Origin of the sequence: Brachybacterium sp. SGAir0954 (assembly GCF_005490785.1) — a bacterium.
Lineage (GTDB): Bacteria > Actinomycetota > Actinomycetes > Actinomycetales > Dermabacteraceae > Brachybacterium > Brachybacterium rhamnosum.
Genome location: NZ_CP027295.1, coordinates 2,787,431 through 2,804,594 on the forward strand (window position 1 = coordinate 2,787,431; position 17,164 = coordinate 2,804,594).

The 17,164-nt window shown below is 73.4% G+C and carries 14 protein-coding genes; 6 read left to right on the forward strand and 8 right to left on the reverse strand.

Annotated elements, in window-relative coordinates; all coding sequences use genetic code 11:
• Positions 1 to 7: 7 nt before the first annotated feature.
• Positions 8 to 712 carry a peptide deformylase gene (locus C1N80_RS12550; RefSeq protein ID WP_137771075.1) on the reverse strand — a complete coding sequence of 235 codons (705 nt, stop codon included), beginning with the start codon at positions 710 to 712 and terminating at the stop codon, positions 8 to 10.
• 191 nt (positions 713 to 903) lie between these two features.
• Between C1N80_RS12550 and C1N80_RS12555 the strand changes: the two genes are divergently transcribed.
• Together C1N80_RS12555 and C1N80_RS12560 are read left to right on the forward strand one after the other, a co-directional pair.
• Positions 904 to 1,989 carry an ABC transporter ATP-binding protein gene (locus C1N80_RS12555; protein WP_137771076.1) on the forward strand — a complete coding sequence of 362 codons (1,086 nt, stop codon included), beginning with the start codon at positions 904 to 906 and terminating at the stop codon, positions 1,987 to 1,989.
• A 123-nt stretch (positions 1,990 to 2,112) separates the two neighbouring features.
• Complete coding sequence (locus tag C1N80_RS12560) at positions 2,113 to 3,354, forward strand: DUF4032 domain-containing protein (protein ID WP_137771077.1); 1,242 nt, start codon at positions 2,113 to 2,115, stop codon at positions 3,352 to 3,354.
• 84 nt (positions 3,355 to 3,438) lie between these two features.
• On the opposite strand, the gene rlmB is transcribed toward C1N80_RS12560, so the two are convergent.
• The 4 genes from rlmB to C1N80_RS12580 are packed head-to-tail and all read right to left on the reverse strand — an operon-like array spanning position 3,439 to position 7,575.
• Positions 3,439 to 4,377 carry a 23S rRNA (guanosine(2251)-2'-O)-methyltransferase RlmB gene (gene rlmB, locus C1N80_RS12565; protein WP_137771078.1) on the reverse strand — a complete coding sequence of 313 codons (939 nt, stop codon included), beginning with the start codon at positions 4,375 to 4,377 and terminating at the stop codon, positions 3,439 to 3,441.
• A gap of 15 nt (positions 4,378 to 4,392) precedes the next feature.
• Positions 4,393 to 5,841: a cysteine--tRNA ligase gene (cysS, locus tag C1N80_RS12570; protein ID WP_137771079.1), complete on the reverse strand. Its 1,449-nt coding sequence runs from the start codon at positions 5,839 to 5,841 to the stop codon at positions 4,393 to 4,395.
• A gap of 54 nt (positions 5,842 to 5,895) precedes the next feature.
• Positions 5,896 to 6,393, reverse strand: coding sequence for a phage holin family protein (locus C1N80_RS12575; RefSeq protein ID WP_137771080.1), 498 nt, complete (start codon positions 6,391 to 6,393; stop codon positions 5,896 to 5,898).
• A 57-nt stretch (positions 6,394 to 6,450) separates the two neighbouring features.
• Positions 6,451 to 7,575: a LacI family DNA-binding transcriptional regulator gene (locus C1N80_RS12580; RefSeq protein WP_240811121.1), complete on the reverse strand. Its 1,125-nt coding sequence runs from the start codon at positions 7,573 to 7,575 to the stop codon at positions 6,451 to 6,453.
• Between the two features lie 142 nt (positions 7,576 to 7,717).
• Between C1N80_RS12580 and C1N80_RS12585 the strand changes: the two genes are divergently transcribed.
• From C1N80_RS12585 to C1N80_RS12595, 3 genes are read left to right on the forward strand one after another with little or no spacing between them, the layout of a single operon-like run.
• Positions 7,718 to 9,061 carry a histidine kinase gene (locus tag C1N80_RS12585; RefSeq protein WP_137771082.1) on the forward strand — a complete coding sequence of 448 codons (1,344 nt, stop codon included), beginning with the start codon at positions 7,718 to 7,720 and terminating at the stop codon, positions 9,059 to 9,061.
• Positions 9,058 to 9,714, forward strand: a complete 657-nt coding sequence (locus C1N80_RS12590) for a response regulator transcription factor (protein ID WP_137771083.1) — start codon at positions 9,058 to 9,060, stop codon at positions 9,712 to 9,714. Before C1N80_RS12585 ends, C1N80_RS12590 begins: the two co-directional genes overlap by 4 nt.
• Positions 9,711 to 10,649 carry a DUF4097 family beta strand repeat-containing protein gene (locus C1N80_RS12595; protein ID WP_137771084.1) on the forward strand — a complete coding sequence of 313 codons (939 nt, stop codon included), beginning with the start codon at positions 9,711 to 9,713 and terminating at the stop codon, positions 10,647 to 10,649. Before C1N80_RS12590 ends, C1N80_RS12595 begins: the two co-directional genes overlap by 4 nt.
• Positions 10,650 to 10,749: 100 nt before the next feature.
• Here C1N80_RS12595 and acs read toward each other — a convergent pair whose 3' ends face one another.
• Entirely contained in the window at positions 10,750 to 12,729 is a 1,980-nt protein-coding gene (acs, locus tag C1N80_RS12600; RefSeq protein ID WP_137771085.1) for an acetate--CoA ligase, read from the reverse strand.
• A 266-nt stretch (positions 12,730 to 12,995) separates the two neighbouring features.
• Here acs and C1N80_RS12605 point away from each other — a divergent pair, with 266 nt between their 5' ends.
• A complete protein-coding gene (locus C1N80_RS12605) occupies positions 12,996 to 14,117 on the forward strand; it encodes an AMP-binding protein (protein WP_137771086.1) in 1,122 nt (373 codons plus the stop codon).
• On the opposite strand, the gene C1N80_RS12610 is transcribed toward C1N80_RS12605, so the two are convergent.
• Both C1N80_RS12610 and C1N80_RS12615 read right to left on the reverse strand, forming a co-directional pair.
• Positions 14,098 to 15,501, reverse strand: coding sequence for an L-serine ammonia-lyase (locus tag C1N80_RS12610; protein ID WP_137771087.1), 1,404 nt, complete (start codon positions 15,499 to 15,501; stop codon positions 14,098 to 14,100). The genes C1N80_RS12605 and C1N80_RS12610 overlap by 20 nt on opposite strands.
• Positions 15,498 to 17,147, reverse strand: coding sequence for a DEAD/DEAH box helicase (locus tag C1N80_RS12615; RefSeq protein WP_137771088.1), 1,650 nt, complete (start codon positions 17,145 to 17,147; stop codon positions 15,498 to 15,500). Before C1N80_RS12615 ends, C1N80_RS12610 begins: the two co-directional genes overlap by 4 nt.
• Positions 17,148 to 17,164: the final 17 nt, after the last annotated feature.

Genomic DNA, 17,164 nt, shown 5'->3' on the forward strand with positions numbered 1-17,164 from the left:
CCGGTCCTCAGCGGCGGGCGGTGTCGACGACGACCTCGCCGTCGCCGAGGCGCTCGATGTCCCCGGTCAGGCCCAGGCGCCGCACGGCCTCGGGCAGCTCGGCGAGGCGGGGGACGTAGGTGTTGCCCGAGAAGGAGCGCGGGACCGATCGGTCGTGGCAGAGCACGCCGTGCAGGTGGTCGGTCTCGTGCTGGAGGATGCGGGCTGTCCAGCCCCGGTGCTCCTCGTCGACATCGCGCAGCTCACCGGTGGGCAGCAGCTCCGTCGCGCGCAGGCGCACGCGCCGGGAGCGGGGGACGATCGAGCTGAAGCCGTCCACGGAGAGGCAGCCCTCCCAGGCGTAGACCTGCTCGGTGCCGAGCAGCTCGACGGCGGGGTCGAGCAGGGCCCGCAGGGCGAGCGGGCGGCGCTCGAGGAGGTCGTCCTCCTCGTCCTCCCCCTCGTCACCGGCGTAGCGGTCCTCGACGACGACCATCTGCAGCGGCAGTCCGATCTGCGGGGCGGCGAGCCCGACCCCGGGCGCCTCGCGCATGGTCAGGGTCATCGCGTCGGCGAGCTCGGGCAGGAGCTCGGCGAGGCCGGCGTCGAGACGTGCGACGGCGCCCGCGGCGCGGCGGCGCAGCGCGGGGTGCCCCGTCTGGACTATGCGCAGCGGCGCGTCCGCGCTGTCGCGACGGTCGAGGAGGCGGCGGGCGAGATCGGAGATGTCCACCGGACAAGTATGGGCCACCGGTGCGCAGCCGACCTGGGCAGACGGTGGTCCCTGTCACAGGAGAGATGGGCTACACTCTCCCTGCCGGTGCAGGGAAGCACCACGCGATCCTGCGGAGTACCGGTGAGCACTGAGCAGTACTACTTCACAACGGATCGTCCGGCACGTACCTGCCGGTGAAGGGAATCACCATGGCTACCGTCACGTTCGACAACGCCTCGCGCGTCTACCCGGGCCAGGAGCGCCCGGCCGTGGACAACCTCAACATCGAGATCGGCGACGGCGAGTTCCTCGTCCTCGTCGGCCCCTCGGGTTGCGGCAAGTCCACCTCGCTGCGCATGCTCGCCGGTCTCGAGGAGATCGACGCGGGTCGCATCCTCATCGGCGACCGCGACGTCACCGACGTCCCCCCGAAGGATCGCGACATCGCGATGGTCTTCCAGAACTACGCCCTGTACCCGCACATGACCGTCGCGGACAACATGGGCTTCGCCCTGAAGATCGCGGGCACCCCGAAGGCGGAGATCCGCAAGCGCGTCGAGGACGCGGCCGCGATCCTCGACCTCACCGAGTACCTCGACCGCAAGCCGAAGGCGCTCTCCGGCGGTCAGCGTCAGCGTGTCGCCATGGGCCGCGCGATCGTCCGCTCGCCCCAGGTGTTCCTCATGGACGAGCCGCTCTCGAACCTCGACGCGAAGCTGCGTGTGTCCACCCGCACCCAGATCGCCTCGCTGCAGCGTCGTCTCGGCGTCACCACGGTGTACGTGACCCACGACCAGACCGAGGCCATGACGATGGGCGACCGCGTGGCCGTCCTCAACGCGGGCGTGCTCCAGCAGATCGACACCCCCCGCCGCATGTACGACCACCCGGACAACGTCTTCGTGGCCGGCTTCATCGGCTCCCCCGCGATGAACCTCATCGAGGAGAAGCTCACGGATCAGGGCGTGCAGTTCGGCGGCGCGACCCTCCCCGTGGACCGCACCACCCTCTCCGACACCAACGAGTCCTCCGTGACCGTGGGTGTGCGCCCCGAGGACCTCGAGCTCGTCGGTGACGGCCAGGGCCTCGCGGTCGAGGTCGACGTGGTCGAGGAGCTCGGCGCGGACGCCTACGTCTACGGCCGCCTCGCCGGCGCCGACGAGACCGCCAAGCCGGTCATCGCCCGCGTCGACGGCCGCCGCCCCCCGATGAAGGGGGAGACGGTGTACTTCCGCCCCAAGGAGGGCCACCTGCACCTGTTCGACGTGAAGTCCGGCCAGCGTCTCGGCGACTGACCTCCCAGGACTCGTCCTCGACGGGCGTCCGGCCACCGGCCGGGCGCCCGTCGCCCCTCCCCGGGGGCGCAGGTCCCGGCATCTCCCGTGCGAGGTGACCCCGACCTGGGGGACAATGGAGCCATGGCACCCCTGGAGATCACCGCGTCCCGTGCGGATCCGGCCCTGCTGGACCTGCCCTGGGAGCAGCCGCTGGAGGACTGGCCCGACGAGATCCTGGCCGCCCTCCCCCGCGGCATCTCCCGTCACGTGGTCCGCTTCGCCCGGGTCTCGGGCCGTGTGCTCGCCCTCAAGGAGATCGACCACACGCTCGCCCGCCGCGAGTACGACATGCTCAAGGTCCTGGGCCGGCTCGGCATCCCCGCGGTGACGCCGTTCGCGGTGATCTCCGGCCGCACGACGCCGCAGGGCGATCCGCTGGACGCCGTGCTCATCACCCGGCACCTGCAGTTCTCGCTCCCCTACCGCGCCGTGTTCAGCCAGGTCTCCCGGCAGGACACCGCGCACCGGCTGCTCGACGCGCTCGCGGTGCTCCTCGTGCGTCTGCACCTCGAGGGCTTCTACTGGGGCGACGTGTCACTGTCCAACACGCTCTTCCGCCGTGACGCGGGCGCCTTCGCCGCGTACATCGTGGACGTCGAGACCGGCAGCCTGCACGAGCAGCTCTCCGACGGCCAGCGCAGCTACGATCTCGACCTGGCCCGCACGAACATCATCGGCGAGCTCATGGACCTCCAGGCCGGGGACATGATCGACCCGGAGTCGGACCCGGTCGAGGTGGGCGACGACCTCGTGCGCCGCTACAACGACCTCTGGGACGCGCTCACCGCGCGGGAGCAGTTCTCCACGGACGACCGCTGGCGGGTCTCCGCCCGCATCGAGAAGCTCAACAAGCTCGGCTTCGACGTGGGCGAGCTCGAGATCACCACGGACCTCGACGGGACCTCGCTCTCGATCCGCCCCAAGGTCGTCGACGCGGGCCACCACGCCCGCCGGCTCATGCGGCTGACGGGCATCGACGCGCAGGAGAACCAGGCCCGCCGGCTGCTCAACGACCTCGACCACTACCGCGCCGCGACCGAGCAGCAGGCCGAGGAGGAGGAGTTCGTCGCCCACGAGTGGCTGCAGCGGCAGTACGAGCCCGTGGTGCGGGCGATCCCGCGCGGCATGCGCTCCAAGCTCGAGCCGCCCGAGTTCTTCCACGAGGTGCTCGAGCACAAGTGGTTCCTCTCCGAGGAGCGCGGCGCGGACGTCAGCCTCGACGACACGGTCCGGGACTACATCCTCACCGTGCTCGTCCACCGTCCCGACGAGAAGTCCCTCGTCACGACCGAGACCTCGGCGCTGCCGATCATCGAGTCCTGAACCCGCCGGGGCCGCTCACGGCCCCGGGCGCACGAGAGGGGCGGCACCGTCCGGTGCCGCCCCTCTCGTGCTGGTGGAGCGAGGTCAGGCGCGGCCCTGCGCGGCGCGCACGCCGGCGATCTCGTAGAGGGAGATCGCGGCGGCGACGGAGGCGTTGAGGGACTCCGTGCGGCCGGCCATCGGGATCGAGACGACCTGGTCCGCGGTCTCGCGCGCGAGCCGGGACAGGCCCTTGCCCTCCGCGCCGACGACCAGCACGACCGGCTGGGTGCCGAGCTCGAGCTCGCGGCTGGTGACGTCGCCGTCCGCGTCCAGGCCCAGCACGAACACGCCCTGGGACTTGAGCGAGGAGAGCGTGCGGTTGAGGTTCGTGACCTGGGCGACGCGCACGCGGCCGGCGGCGCCCGCCGCGACCTTCCAGACGCTCGCGGTCATCGACACGCTGCGACGCTCGGGGAGGATCACGCCGTGCGCGCCGAAGGCGTCGGCGCTGCGGAGGATCGCTCCGAGGTTGCGGGGATCGGTGATGCCGTCCAGGGCGATCAGCAGCGGCGGCTCGAAGGCGTCGGAGGCGATCTGCAGGAGCTCGTCGACCTCCGCGTATTGGTACGGAGGGATCGTCAGCGAGACGCCCTGGTGCACCGCGTGGTCGGTGCGGCGGTCCAGGTCGGAGCGGGGCACCTCGGTGACGGGGAGGTTGCGCGCGGCGGCGAGGCGCATGATCTCGCGCACCCGCTCGTCGACCTCGATGCGGGTCATGAGCATGAGCTGGGTCGCGGGGACCTCCTCGCGCAGTGCCTCGAGCACAGAGTTGCGCCCGGCGACCTGGTCGCTGCCGGGACTCGCCTTCGCGCCGGAGCTCTTCTTCGCGCCGCCCGCGTAGGCCTTGTGACCGGGGCGGTCCTGGGCCTTGGGCGTGGGGCCCTTGCCCTCGAGGGCGCGACGGCGCACACCGCCGGAGCCGACGGTCGCGCCCTTCTTCGAATGGCGCATGGCGCCGCGCCGTGAGCTGTTGCCTGCCATGGGGTTCCTTCTTCCTCAGCTGCGCGGTGCGAGCGTCCAGCGGGCGCCGTCGGCCCCGTCCTCGACGCGGATGCCGGCAGCGGTCAGGGCATCGCGGATCTCGTCCGCGCGCGCCCAGTCCTTGTCCGCACGGGCGGCCGCCCGTGCGCTCAGCTGTGCCTGGACGAGCGCGTCCAGGGCGTGGTGCTCGGTCTCGTCCCCGGCGCCGGCGTCCTGCCACTGCGCGCCGAGGGGGTCGAGGCCGAGGACGTCGAGCATCGCGCGCAGCCGCGCGAGCCCGGCCGCGACCTCCGACGCTTCGCCGCCGGCGGCGAGCAGGGCGTTGAGCGCGGAGAGCTCGCGGTGCACGACGGCGAGCGCCTCGGGGACGGCGAGGTCGTCGTCCATCGCGGCGGTGAACTCCGCCGGCAGCTCCACGGCGCCGTGATCGACGTCGGGTGCGGCGGCGGGGGCGTGCTCGGTGCCCGCGAGCTGCTCGGCGGCACGGCGGGCGGCGGCGCCGAAGCGCTCCCAGACCGTCTTCGCCTCGCGCAGCGAGCTCGCGTTGTACTCGACGTTGGCGCGGTAGTGGCCGGAGACGAGGGCGAGCCGCACCACCGGCACCGGGTTCTCGGCGAGCGCCTGCGCGGCGGTGACGAAGTTGTCCAGGCTCTTGCCCATCTTCAGCCCGTCCACGGTGAGCATGCCCGAGTGCATCCAGCGCTGCGCGAAGCCGTGGCCCGCGGCGTGGGACTGGGCCTGCTCGTTCTCGTGGTGGGGGAAGCGCAGGTCCAGGCCGCCGCCGTGGATGTCGAAGGTCTCCCCGAGGTACTTCAGGCTCATCGCGGAGCACTCGAGGTGCCAGCCGGGCCGGCCGCGTCCCCAGGGCGTGTCCCACGAGGCGGTCGCGGGCTCGGAGTCCTTCGCGGCCTTCCAGAGGGCGAAGTCGCGGCGGTCCCGCTTGCCGGGCTCGGTCTCCTCGCCGGAGTCCTGCATGTCCTCCGGGCTCTGGCGGGTGAGCGCCCCGTACTCGGGGAGCGACGCGACGGAGAAGTACACGGAGCCCCGGCCGTCCGGGTAGGCGTGGCCGCGCTCGATCAGCCGCTCCATGAACGCGATCATCTCGGGGACGTGGCCCGTGGCGCGCGGCTCGTAATCGGGTCGACGGTTGCCGACGGCGTCCAGCAGGGCGTGGAAGTCACGCTCGAAGCGCAGCGACCAGGCCCACCACTCGGCGTCGTTCTCCGCGGCCTTCGCGAGGATCTTGTCGTCGATGTCGGTGACGTTGCGGACGTGGGTGACCGCGTACCCGCTGCGCTCGAGCCAGCGCACGAGCACGTCGAAGGCGAGGAAGGTGCGCAGGTGCCCGAGATGCGGGCCGCCCTGTGTGGTGGGGCCGCACACGTACAGCGACACCGCCCCCTCGCGCACCGGCGTGAGCGCGGTGGTGGTGCGGGTGGCGGTGTCGTGCAGGTGGAGAGTCACGCCGACCAGGGTACCGGGCGCGCGGCCCGGGATCGCCCTGGTGGGGCGCGGGTCTCAGGAGGAGCTGGAGGAGGTGGCGGTCGTGGCCGCCGGCTTCCCGTAGAGCTCCTCGAAGGTGTCGTCGTAGGAGACCGTGTTGCTGCGGCGCTTGCCCTGGACCGCGCCGACGGCGGACTGCGCCGTCTCGATCGTGGTCTCGGGGGCCTTGAGCTTCTTGGAGACGAGGAAGGCGACCAGGCCGGCGATCGCGCCGAGCAGGATGAACACGCCCGCCACGATGAGGAAGGAGGCCCAGGCCGGCAGCCCCAGGGCCTGCAGCCCGGTGGCCGCGGCGAACAGCAGCATCACCCAGGCGGAGAGCAGGAGGAAGAGCAGCACCGCGGCGCAGGCGGCGATGATGCCGACCTTGATGCCGAGGGCGGTGAGCTCCTTCTTGGCGATGTCGATCTCGTGATGGACGACGCCGAGGATCTCGTCCTTGATGGACTGGACGAGCTCACCGATGGACCGCTGGGTCGGCGGCGTGCTCGGATCGTTCGTGGTGTTGATCATGGTCGGAGCCTATCGCAGGGTTCGCAGGGTCAGGAAAGGGTGACGCGGGGCCGGCGGTCAGTCGACCGAGATCCGCTTGCGCTTGGGCGACTCGGCCCGAGGGCCGGCGGAGCTCGAGCGGCGCACGACGACCGTCGGGGCGACGGCGACGTCCCGGGCCTCGACCTCGTGGCCGGAGACGCGCTCCACGAGGAACTGCGCGGCGAGCGCCCCGAGGCGATCGGAGTTCGGGTCGACGCTCGTGAGCTGGGCGATGCCGGAGGAGGCGAGCGAGGTGTTGCCGTAGCCGGCGACGGCGAGCTGGTCCGGCACGGAGAAGCCGGCCTCGCGGGCGGCGGAGAGCACGCCCACGGCGGTCACGTCGTTCGCGCAGGTGACGGCGGTGGGCACGTGGCTGCCGCGCAGCAGCATGTTGCCGGCGGTCTGTCCCACCTGCTCGGTGAAGTCACCGGGCTCGATGCGCGCGTGGTCCTCGAGGCCGTGGCGCGCCATGGCGCGACGGAAGGCGTCCGCGCGCTCGCGGGCCACGGCCGCGCCGACCCCGCCGACGTGCGCGATGTCCCGGTGGCCCAGGCCGACCAGGTGGTCGACGAGCAGGCCCTGGCCCACCTCGTCGTCGATGCGGACGGTGTCGATGCGGCCCACGTACTCCTGCGAGCAGCCGATGCCCACGAAGGGGCGGTCGCCGGTCGCCGCGATGACGCTGTCCATGTCCGCCAGGTCGGAGACCATGAGGAAGCCGTCCACGCCGAGCCGCACGAGGGACTCGATCGCGTCGGTGTCCGCGGCGACGGGGTACTCGGGGACGCGGCGACGGGTCGGGACCACGACGGCGGTGCGGCCGGTCGCGGTGAGCTCGATGCGGATCGAGCGCACGAGGTCGGAGATCCAGGTGTTGCGCATCGTGTTGACGAGCACGGCGACGACGCCGCGGTGGTCGGTCTCGCCCGCGAGCTCCTCCAGCGGGAAGCGGAGGCGCTCGGCCTCCTCCTGCACGCGGCGGCGGAGGGCGGGGCGGATGTCGTCCATGCCGCGCAGGGCGCGCAGGGCGACCGCGCTCGAGATGCCCAGGGAGTTGGCCACGTCCCGCAGCGAGCCCTGGGGGGAGGTCGAGGACGAGGCCGCCTCGTCGCGCTCGGTGGGGGCCGGGTCGCCGGCCGGGGTCTTCGCGTCACTGCTCATGGACCCATTGAACCGCATCGGTGGGCGGGGACGGGCCTTCCCGGGCGAGTCCCCCGCCACGTCGGGGCGGGGGCTATCCCCCGCGGGATCCGTCGGAGTCCCCGGTGGGGCCGGTCGCGGGCCGCCGCATAGTGTCCTGTCCATGGACGACACCTCCGCCCCGCCGGCCCCCGGCCGCACCCGGTCGGCCCCGCGCCGCGCCCGGGTGACCCCCGCCTCGCTGGCCTCCGTGGTCATCGGCGGGATGCTCCTGCTCACCTGGTTCTGGATCTCGCTGACCCTGCTGCTGACCGGGATCGGCAGCCTGCCGGCTCTCGGCAGCGGGTTCCTGCTTCTCGTGCCGTGGGTGGTCGCCATGCGGGCCGCCGTGATCGTGGAGCGCCGCCGCGCGGTCGCCGTCCACGGCCTCGAGGTGATCGTGCCCGCGCGCCGCCGCTCGGCGCGCACCGGGTTCGCGGGGTGGCTGCACGGGATGTGGCTCGACGTGTGCTCGGGCTGGTTCTGGAAGGGCGTGCTGCACCACCATCTCGCGATGCTCGTCGCCGGGGTCTTCGCCCTGCTCTCGCTCGTGGCCCTGTTCGTCTCCTGGGTCGCCGTCGACGTCGCCGTGCGCCACGGCGCGCTGACCCTGGGCACCGTCGAGCTCCCCCGCTGGGGACTCGCGGGGATCGGCGCGGCCGCGCTCGTGGTCTCCCTGCTGATGCTCGTGCTGGGTGCGCTCTCGGACCGCGGGCTCGCCCGTGCGATGATCTCCGGCTCCGAGGAGGACCTGCGCGGCCAGGTCGCCGAGCTCGCCGTGCGCCGCCAGGGGGCGGTCGACGCCGCCGCCCAGGAGCGGCTGCGGATCGAGCGGGACCTCCACGACGGCGTGCAGCCGCGGCTGGTGGCGCTCGGCATGACGCTCGGCATGGCGCGTCAGAGCATCCGCACGGACCCGGACCGCGCCGAGGAGCTCGTCACCCGGGCGCACTCGGAGACCAAGGCGGTCATCACCGATCTCCGCCAGCTCGCCCGGGGCATCCACCCGGCGGTGCTCACCGACCGCGGGCTCGACGCGGCGCTCTCCGCGCTCGCCGCCCGCTCCGCGGTGCCTGTCGACCTCCAGGTGGACCTGCCCCGCCCGCTGGACCGGGAGCGCGAGGCGGTGGCCTACTTCGTCGTCGCCGAGGCGCTCACGAACATCGCCAAGCACGCGGGGGCGCGCCGCGCCTCGGTGACCCTCGCCCAGACCGAGGACTCCCTGCGCGTGCGCATCGAGGACGACGGCCGCGGCGGCGCCCGCGTGCACCGCGACGGCCGCTCGACCGGGCTCGCCGGCCTCACCGACCGGGTGCGCGCGACCGGCGGCCTGCTCGAGGTCGCGAGCCCCGAGGGCGGCGGCACCGTGCTGCTCGCCGTGGTCCCCCTGCCCGACGCCGCTCCGCCCCGCTCCCCCGCGACGCCCGCCCGCGTCGCCGTCCCCGCCCCTGAGGAGGCCACCCGATGAGGATCGTCATCGCCGACGACGCCGTGCTGCTGAGGGCGGGCCTCGAGCGCCTGCTCACCGACGCCGGCCATGAGGTCGTCGCCGCTGTGGGCGAGGCGACCCCGCTGCTCCACGCCGTCACCGAGCACTCCCCCGATCTCGCCGTGATCGACGTGCGCATGCCCCCGAGCTTCACCGACGAGGGGGTGCGGGCGGCGACCCTCATCCGGGCGCAGGACCCGGACGTCGCCCTGCTCGTGCTCTCCCAGTACGTCGAGGAGCGCTACGCCTCCGAGCTCATCGCGGACTCCCCGCGGGGCCTCGGCTACGTGCTCAAGGACCGCGTCGCCGACGTCGAGGACTTCCTCGGCGTGGTCGACGAGGTGGGCCGGGGCGGCACCTGGCTCGACCCGGAGGTGGTCCAGCAGATCTTCGTGCGCTCCCGGCGCCGGAGGGTGCTCGAGCAGCTCACTCCGCGCGAGCGGGAGGTGCTCTCGCTCATGGCGCAGGGTCGCTCCAACCAGGCGATCGCCGATGCCCTGTTCGTCTCCGCGGGGAGCGTGGAGAAGCACATCTCCTCGCTCCTGACCAAGCTCGACCTCCCGCCCGTGGACGGCGAGAACCGCCGTGTCATGGCGGTGCTGCGCTACCTGGAATCGGAGGACCGCTCATGACCGCCCTGCCTCCTGCTCCCGCCCCCGCCGCCGCGCCGGCCGCGGAGCCCCGTCACCGTCTCGACCCGCCCCGGCACCTCACCCCGGATCCTCGCCGCGACCGCCCGTGGCGCACGGCGAGCGTGCTCCTGGGCTCGCTGATCGTCCTGCTGGTCCTGGTGCTGCTCGCGGCGAGCGTGCTCATCCCCTGGTACCTCGACCGGAACATGACCACCGTCGCCTCCACGCAGGAGCTCGGCAGCCCGACCGCGCTCTCGCTCGAGGCCGATGTGGGCGACGTGACCGTCGTCCGGGAGGCGGACGCGCAGCAGGTCACGCTCTCCCTCGTGGAGTCCGGCGCGACGACGCCGCCGCCGGCCGGGGAGACCGTGCTCGCACGGTTCACGGACTCCGGCACCGCCCAGCACCCGGCGATCTCGGTGCGCCAGCCCTCCGGTGGGAACCCCGTGCCGTGGCTCGACGACACCCGGGACCTCCTGCTCGTGGTCCCCGAGGACCTCGACCTCGACCTGGACATCCAGCTGGACTACGGCGACGTCGAGGCCCAGGGCTCCTTCTCGGCCCTGGACGTGCAGGCCGACACCGGCGCCGTGGACCTGCAGGACCTCACGGTGACCGGCCCGCTCACGGTCGCGACGGACTTCGGCGACGTCTCCGTCGACCTCGCCGCCCCCGTCACCTCCGGCGTCGACATCACGAGCGACACCGGTGAGGTCGACCTGGGGCTCGCCCCCGATGCCGCCGGGGACGTCCGGATCGCCGCGGACCTCGGCAGCGTCACCGTCCGCGCGCCGGGCACGGCGCGCCGCACCGTCGACGCCGTCACCGACCTCGGCGAGACGCGCGTCGATCCGCTCATCACCGGGGCCGACGGCGACATCGTCGGCCACATCGCGGTGGAGTCCTCGTCGGGGGACGTGGTCATCACCCGCTGACCCCGCAGGAGGAGGACGCCGGCCGCGACGGGATCCCGTCGCGGCCGGCGTCCTCGCTGCCGGTCCGGTCCGCGCCTCGGATGCTGACCGCTCGTCCCGGTCAGCCCTTGCCGGTGAGGCCCTTCTGGATGAGATCCATGACCGAGGAGTCGGCGAGGGTCTGGGTGTCCCCGACCTGTCGGTTCTCGGCCACGTCGCGCAGCAGGCGGCGCATGATCTTGCCCGAGCGGGTCTTGGGCAGCTCCGTGACCAGGAGGACCCGCTTCGGCTTCGCGATCGGGCCGATCTCCTTGCCCACGTGCTGGCGCAGGATCTCCACGGCCTTGTCCTCGCCACCGGCCTCCGCGATCGCGTCCTCGGTGCCCGAGCGCAGGATGACGAAGGCGACCACGGCCTGACCGGTGGTCTCGTCGGCCGCGCCGACCACGGCCGACTCCGCGACCCACTCGTGGCTGACGAGGGCGGACTCGATCTCGGTGGTCGAGAGACGGTGACCGGAGACGTTCATGACGTCGTCCACGCGGCCCAGCAGCCAGATGTCGCCGTCCTCGTCCTTGCGGGCGCCGTCCCCGGCGAAGTACTTGCCGGGGAAGCGGGACCAGTAGGTCTCCTCGAAGCGCTCCGGGTCGCCCCAGATGCCGCGGAGCATCGACGGCCACGGCTCGGTGAGCACGAGGTAGCCGCCCTGGCCGTTCTCCACGGGCTCGCCCGCGTCGTTGAGGACCTCGGCGCTGATGCCGGGGAGCGGCACCTGCGCGCTGCCCGGCTTGGTCGCGGTGACGCCCGGGAGCGGCGAGATCATGAGCGCGCCGGTCTCGGTCTGCCACCAGGTGTCGACGATCGGGCAGCGGTCGCCGCCGATCACGCGGCGGTACCACATCCATGCCTCGGGGTTGATGGCCTCGCCGACGCTGCCCAGCAGGCGCAGGGAGGAGAGGTCGAACTTCGCGGGGATCTCCTCGCCCCACTTCATCGCGGTGCGGATCGCGGTGGGCGAGGAGTACAGCTGGGTGACCTTGTACTTCTCGACGATCTCCCACCAGCGGCCCTGGTGCGGGGTGTCCGGGGTGCCCTCGTAGATGACCTGGGTGGTGCGGTTGACCATCGGCCCGTAGACGACGTAGCTGTGCCCGGTCACCCAGCCGACGTCGGCCGTGCACCAGTAGACGTCCGTGGAGGGCTTGATGTCGAAGGCCGCGCGGTGCGTGTACGCGGTCTGCGTGAGGTAGCCGCCCGTGGTGTGGACGATCCCCTTGGGCTTCCCGGTGGTGCCGGAGGTGTAGAGGATGAACAGCGGGTGCTCGGCCTCGACCCAGACGGGCTCGTGCTCGACGGAGGCGGTCTCGCGCGCCTCGTGCCACCACACGTCGCGGCCCTCGGTCCACTCGACGTCCCCACCGGTGCGGCGCACCACGAGCACCTTCTGGACCGACGCGCCGCCGCCGGCGAGCGCCTCGTCGACCGCGGGCTTGAGCGCCATCGCCTTGCCGCGGCGGAACTGGCCGTCCGCCGTGATGACCACGCGGGCCTCGGCGTCCTCGATGCGCGAGCGCAGGGCATCGGCGCTGAAGCCGCCGAAGACCACCGAGTGCGGGGCGCCGAGGCGGGCGCAGGCGAGCATCGCGAAGACGGCCTCGGGGATCATCGGGAGGTAGATCGCGACCCGGTCGCCGGTGCGCACACCGAGATCGGTGAGCACGTTCGCCATCCGCGAGATCTCGTCCTTCACCTGGGCGTAGGTGTAGGTGCCGTCGGAGCCGTCCTCGTACTCCGCGAGCAGCGCGACCTGGTCGCCGTGGCCGGACTCGACGTGGCGGTCCACGGCGTTGTAGGCGGCGTTCAGGGTGCCGTCGGCGAACCACTTCGCGAACGGCGGGTTCGACCAGTCCAGCGTCTCCGTGAACGGGGTCTTCCAGCTCAGCAGCTGCGCGCGCGAGCGCCAGAAGCCGAGGCGGTCACGAGCGGCCTCCTCGTAGAGCGAGGGGCGCGCCACGGCGTTCTGGACGAACTCGGTGGGCGGCGGGAAGGTGCGGCTCCCGGAGCCGAGGTGGTCGATCCCGGTGACGGCGTCGTCGGACATCAGCGCTCCTGTTCCTGGGCCCGCGAGGGCCCTGGGCGTTCGGTTCGGCACCCACCATAGCGCCTGAGACCCAGGCCACAGGTCGCGGTCCGAGGTTCCCGCGGCGACGTCCCCGGGCGGTCCGGCGGGGCGGCCCCCGAGCCGACTACGGTGGTGCCCATGGCACTCCCCTCCTCCGACGGCCCGCTCCGCGGCGCCGCCGGTCCGCACCTCCCCGCCCGCACCGGGGAGAGCGCGCCGCGCCCGCACGCAGGGGTGCGGTGACCATGGCACTGCTCCGTCCCGGCCGACTCGCCCATGCCCGCACCGCTCTGCGGCTGCGGGCCGCGACGCGACCCCGCTCCGTGGTGCTCATCGACGTGCACGGCGAGCTCACCGCCGGCGACCTCCAGGGGCATCTCCAGCTGCTCGAGCGCCGGGGGGCGGAGCGCCCCCGGCTCGGCGACCTCCCGCCCTGGGCGCCGCTGCGCCAGGTGCTCGTCACGGCGCTCGCCGGCCACGGCCACCTCGACCTGCGCTCGAGCGGCACCACCGGCGCCCCCCGGGTGCTCGAGCGGGGGCCGCTCACCGCGTCGCAGCTGCGCACCCTCACCGACCTCGCCCGCCGGATCGGCATGCGCAGGGGTGCCCGCGTGGCGACCGCGATCCCCGGGGTCCACGCGCACGGGCTGCTGCTCGCCCTCTCCGCGCTGAGCGCCGGGTCCCCGCTCGTGGACGTGAGCCATCTGCGCGTCGTGGACCGGGTCGCCCTGCTCCACCGCACCTCGCCGCGGATGCTCGTGGGCACCCCCGTGCACCTCGCGGACGTCCTCGCCGCGGACCGCGAGCTCAGCGGCCACGTGCCGCTGCGCATCGACCGGATCGTCTCCACGACCGACGTCCTGCCCGACGAGCTGCGCGCGGACCTCGCCCGCCACTGGCACTCCCGGGTCCACGACGTCTACGGGAGCGTCGAGACCGGGACCCTCACCGTGGACGGCCGGCCCCTCCACGGCGTGGAGATCCGGGTGCGGGACGGCGTGCTGCGCACCCGCACCTCCTTCACCCGCCGACGCTGGCTCGTCACCGACCACGGCGAGATCGACGAGCAGGGCTCCGTGCACGTGACCGCCCGGGCCGACGCCCCGGACGCGAGCCCCGGCATGCTCCGCGATCCCCGCGGCGTGGTGCGACTGCTGCAGTCACAGGACGGCATCCGCTCGGTGCACCTGCGCTTCGTGCCCGACGAGGAGCTCGGCCGGCGCACCGTGGCCCACGTGGTGCTCGAGGAGGAGGAGCACGAGGAGGGACGCGTCATCACGCCGCACGGGGTGCGGGCGCTGGTCCGGGACCGGCTCGGCGCCTCCTCCGTCCCGCGCGAGGTGCGAATCAGCAGTCGGGGACGCTGACCGGGACCCCCTGGCCCATCGTCACGGCGAGCCCGCCCATGGCGGTCTCCTTGTAGCGCTCGGACATGTCCTTGCCCGTCTGCCGCATGGTCTCGATGACCGCGTCGAGGGACACGAAGTGCTCGCCCGTGCCGCGCAGCGCGAAACGCGCCGCGGTGATCGCCTTGACGGCCGCCATGGCATTGCGCTCGATGCACGGCACCTGCACGAGCCCGCCCACGGGGTCGCAGGTGAGCCCGAGGTTGTGCTCCATCGCGATCTCCGCCGCGTTCTCGACCTGGGCGGGCTTGCCGCCCATGGCCTCGCACAGCGCGGCCGCGGCCATCGAGCACGCCGAGCCGACCTCGCCCTGGCAGCCCACCTCGGCGCCGGAGATCGACGCGTGCTCCTTGTACAGCGAGCCGATCGCCCCGGCGGTCAGCAGGAAGCGCACCGCGATCTCGTCCGGGTCCACGCCCTCGATGTACCGGGTCGCGAAGTGGAGCACGGCGGGGATGATCCCGGCGGCGCCGTTGGTGGGCGCGGTGACGACGCGACCGCCCGCCGCGTTCTCCTCGTTGACGGCGAGCGCGGCGAGGGAGACCCACTCGAAGGCGTTCATCGGCAGGCGCACCGGGTCCTCGACGCTCAGCGAGTCGAACCAGGAGGCGGCGCGTCGCTTCACCTCGAGGCCGCCCGGCAGCACCCCCTGGGTGCGGACGCCCCGATCGATGCACTCGCTCATGACCTGCCAGATCGCGAGCGCCCCGGAACGGATCTCCTCGTCGCTGCGCCACTGCCGCTCCCGCAGCAGCATCGCCTCGGAGATCGAGATGCCGCGCTCCTCGCAGACCCGCAGCAGCTGCGCGCCGGTCGTGAAGATCGCCCGGCCGTCGTCCTCCGCGGCGAGCTCGGCGAGCGGACGGTCCATGTCCGCCTGATCGACGACGAAGCCGCCGCCCACGGAGAACATGGGTCGCCGCGCGATCTCCTCGCCGACGGCATCGAGGGCGAGGAAGGTCATCCCGTTGGAGTGCTGGGGCAGGAAGGTCAGCGGGTGCAGGACGATCGTGGAGGGCCGCAGGGAGACGGGCACGGTGCCGCCCATCAGCAGGCCGCCCTCCGCCTCGATGCGCGCGACCCGCTCCCGGGCGGCGACCGGGTCCACGGTCTCGGGGTCGGCGCCCTCGAGCCCCATGACGACGGCGTCGAGGGTGCCGTGGCCCGCCCCGGTGGCCGCGAGCGAGCCGTAGAGGTGGACGGTGACGTCCGCCACCCGCGGGGCGAGCCCGGGATCGGCGAGGAGCTCACGGGCGAAGAGCGCCGCCGCCCGCATCGGTCCGACGGTGTGCGAGCTCGAGGGGCCGATCCCGATCTTGAACATGTCGAACAGGCTGATGCTCATCGCGAGCCGCGGCCCTTCCCGCCTGCGCCGGGGCCGCGGCCACGGCCGGTTCCGCGCCCTGTGCCGCGACCGGCGTCGGACCCCCCGGAGCGCCCGCGACCGGCATCGCCGCCGCGCCGCCCGCGACCGGTGTCGGCTGCGCCGTGGCGACCGCGGCCGCCCTGCTCGGCGCCCTCGGCGCGGCCACGGCCGGAGGCCCCTCCGCGCGGGGCGCGGGTGGGGGCGCCGGAGCGTCCCCGGGACCCGGCACCGCCGGCACGTCCGGCGCCGCCGGGGCGACCGCCGCCGCGGCGTCCGGAGCCGCTCTCCGGCTCCTCCTCCCAGGAGGCGCGCCGCTCCTCGTTCGCGCGGCGCTCCTCCGCCCTGCGCGCGCTCGCCCCGCCCTTGCGGCTGAGGTCGAGCTTGCGCGGGGCGCCCTTGTACTTCACCGCGGCGGGGTCCTCGGCCGGCTCGCCCAGCGGCGTGCGACCGCCCAGCGCCGCGATCGCCTCGACCGAGGCGTCGGGGGCGTCGGCCCAGGTCCCCTCGACCTTCGCGCCCTCGAGCACGGAGCGGGTGACCTTGACCTGGTGCGGGAGCGCGAGGGTGACGACGGTGCCGGCGGCGCCCGCGCGCGCGGTGCGGCCCGAGCGGTGGACGTACTCCTTGACGTCGTCGGCCGGGTCGACGTGGATCACCATCGTGACGTCGTCGATGTGCAGGCCGCGCGCGGCGACGTCGGTCGCCACGAGCACCGGGTAGGCGCCCTGCCGGAACCCGGCGAGCACGTTGGTGCGCAGGCCCTGCTGCTTGTTGCCGTGGAGCGCCGCGGCGGGGACCCCGACCTCGATGAGCTCCTGGGCGACGCGCTCCGCGCCCAGCTGCGTGCGCGTGAACACGAGGGTGCGGCCCTCGCGGTTCGCGAGCTGGGCGGTCACCTCGCGCTTGGCGGAGGGGGCGATCGCGAGCACGTGGTGGGCCATCGTCTCGACGGCCGCGGCGACCGGGGTGGTCTCGTGGGTGACCGGATCCACGAGGAAGGTGTCGACGATCTCCTCGACCTGACCGTCCAGCGTCGCCGAGAAGAGCATCTTCTGGGTGCCCATCTCCGTCGCGGCGAGGATGTCGCGCACCTGGGGCAGGAAGCCCAGATCGGCCATGTGGTCGGCCTCGTCGATGACCGTGGTCTCGACGCGGTCCAGGAAGATCCCGCCGCGCTCGGCGAGGTCGATGAGGCGGCCGGGCGTGGCCACGACGATCTCGACGCCGCGGTTCAGGGCCTCGGCCTGCTTGTCGATGTTCATGCCGCCGGAGACGAGCTGGGCGCGCACGCCGATGGCGCGGGCGAAGGGGTGGATCGTGTCCACGACCTGCACGGCGAGCTCACGCGTGGGGACCAGGACGATGCCCAGCGGCCGACGGCGGTGCACCTTGCGGTGCCGGAAGCGGGCGGTCATCGCGAGCGTGAACGCGAGGGTCTTGCCGGAGCCGGTCTCCGCGCGGGCGAGGACGTCGCGACCCGCGAGGGCGTCCGGGAGGATCGCCTCCTGGATCTCGAAGGCGCGGTCGAGTCCCTGCTCGGCGAGCACGCCGAGCAGCTCCTCGGGCAGGGCCATGTCCTCGAACCGGCTGGATCGGTGGGTGGAACGGCGGCGAGCCTTGGGCATCGTGATCCTCCTGACGG

Coding starts and splice junctions, on each gene's coding strand:
- C1N80_RS12555 (WP_137771076.1), top strand. CDS start 904: ATGGCTACCGTCACGTTCGACAACGCCTCGCGCGTCTACCCGGGCCAG.
- C1N80_RS12560 (WP_137771077.1), top strand. CDS start 2,113: ATGGCACCCCTGGAGATCACCGCGTCCCGTGCGGATCCGGCCCTGCTG.
- rlmB (WP_137771078.1), bottom strand. CDS start 4,377: ATGGCAGGCAACAGCTCACGGCGCGGCGCCATGCGCCATTCGAAGAAG.
- C1N80_RS12575 (WP_137771080.1), bottom strand. CDS start 6,393: ATGATCAACACCACGAACGATCCGAGCACGCCGCCGACCCAGCGGTCC.
- C1N80_RS12580 (WP_240811121.1), bottom strand. CDS start 7,575: ATGAGCAGTGACGCGAAGACCCCGGCCGGCGACCCGGCCCCCACCGAG.
- C1N80_RS12585 (WP_137771082.1), top strand. CDS start 7,718: ATGGACGACACCTCCGCCCCGCCGGCCCCCGGCCGCACCCGGTCGGCC.
- C1N80_RS12590 (WP_137771083.1), top strand. CDS start 9,058: ATGAGGATCGTCATCGCCGACGACGCCGTGCTGCTGAGGGCGGGCCTC.
- C1N80_RS12595 (WP_137771084.1), top strand. CDS start 9,711: ATGACCGCCCTGCCTCCTGCTCCCGCCCCCGCCGCCGCGCCGGCCGCG.
- acs (WP_137771085.1), bottom strand. CDS start 12,729: ATGTCCGACGACGCCGTCACCGGGATCGACCACCTCGGCTCCGGGAGC.
- C1N80_RS12605 (WP_137771086.1), top strand. CDS start 12,996: ATGGCACTGCTCCGTCCCGGCCGACTCGCCCATGCCCGCACCGCTCTG.
- C1N80_RS12610 (WP_137771087.1), bottom strand. CDS start 15,501: ATGAGCATCAGCCTGTTCGACATGTTCAAGATCGGGATCGGCCCCTCG.
- C1N80_RS12615 (WP_137771088.1), bottom strand. CDS start 17,147: ATGCCCAAGGCTCGCCGCCGTTCCACCCACCGATCCAGCCGGTTCGAG.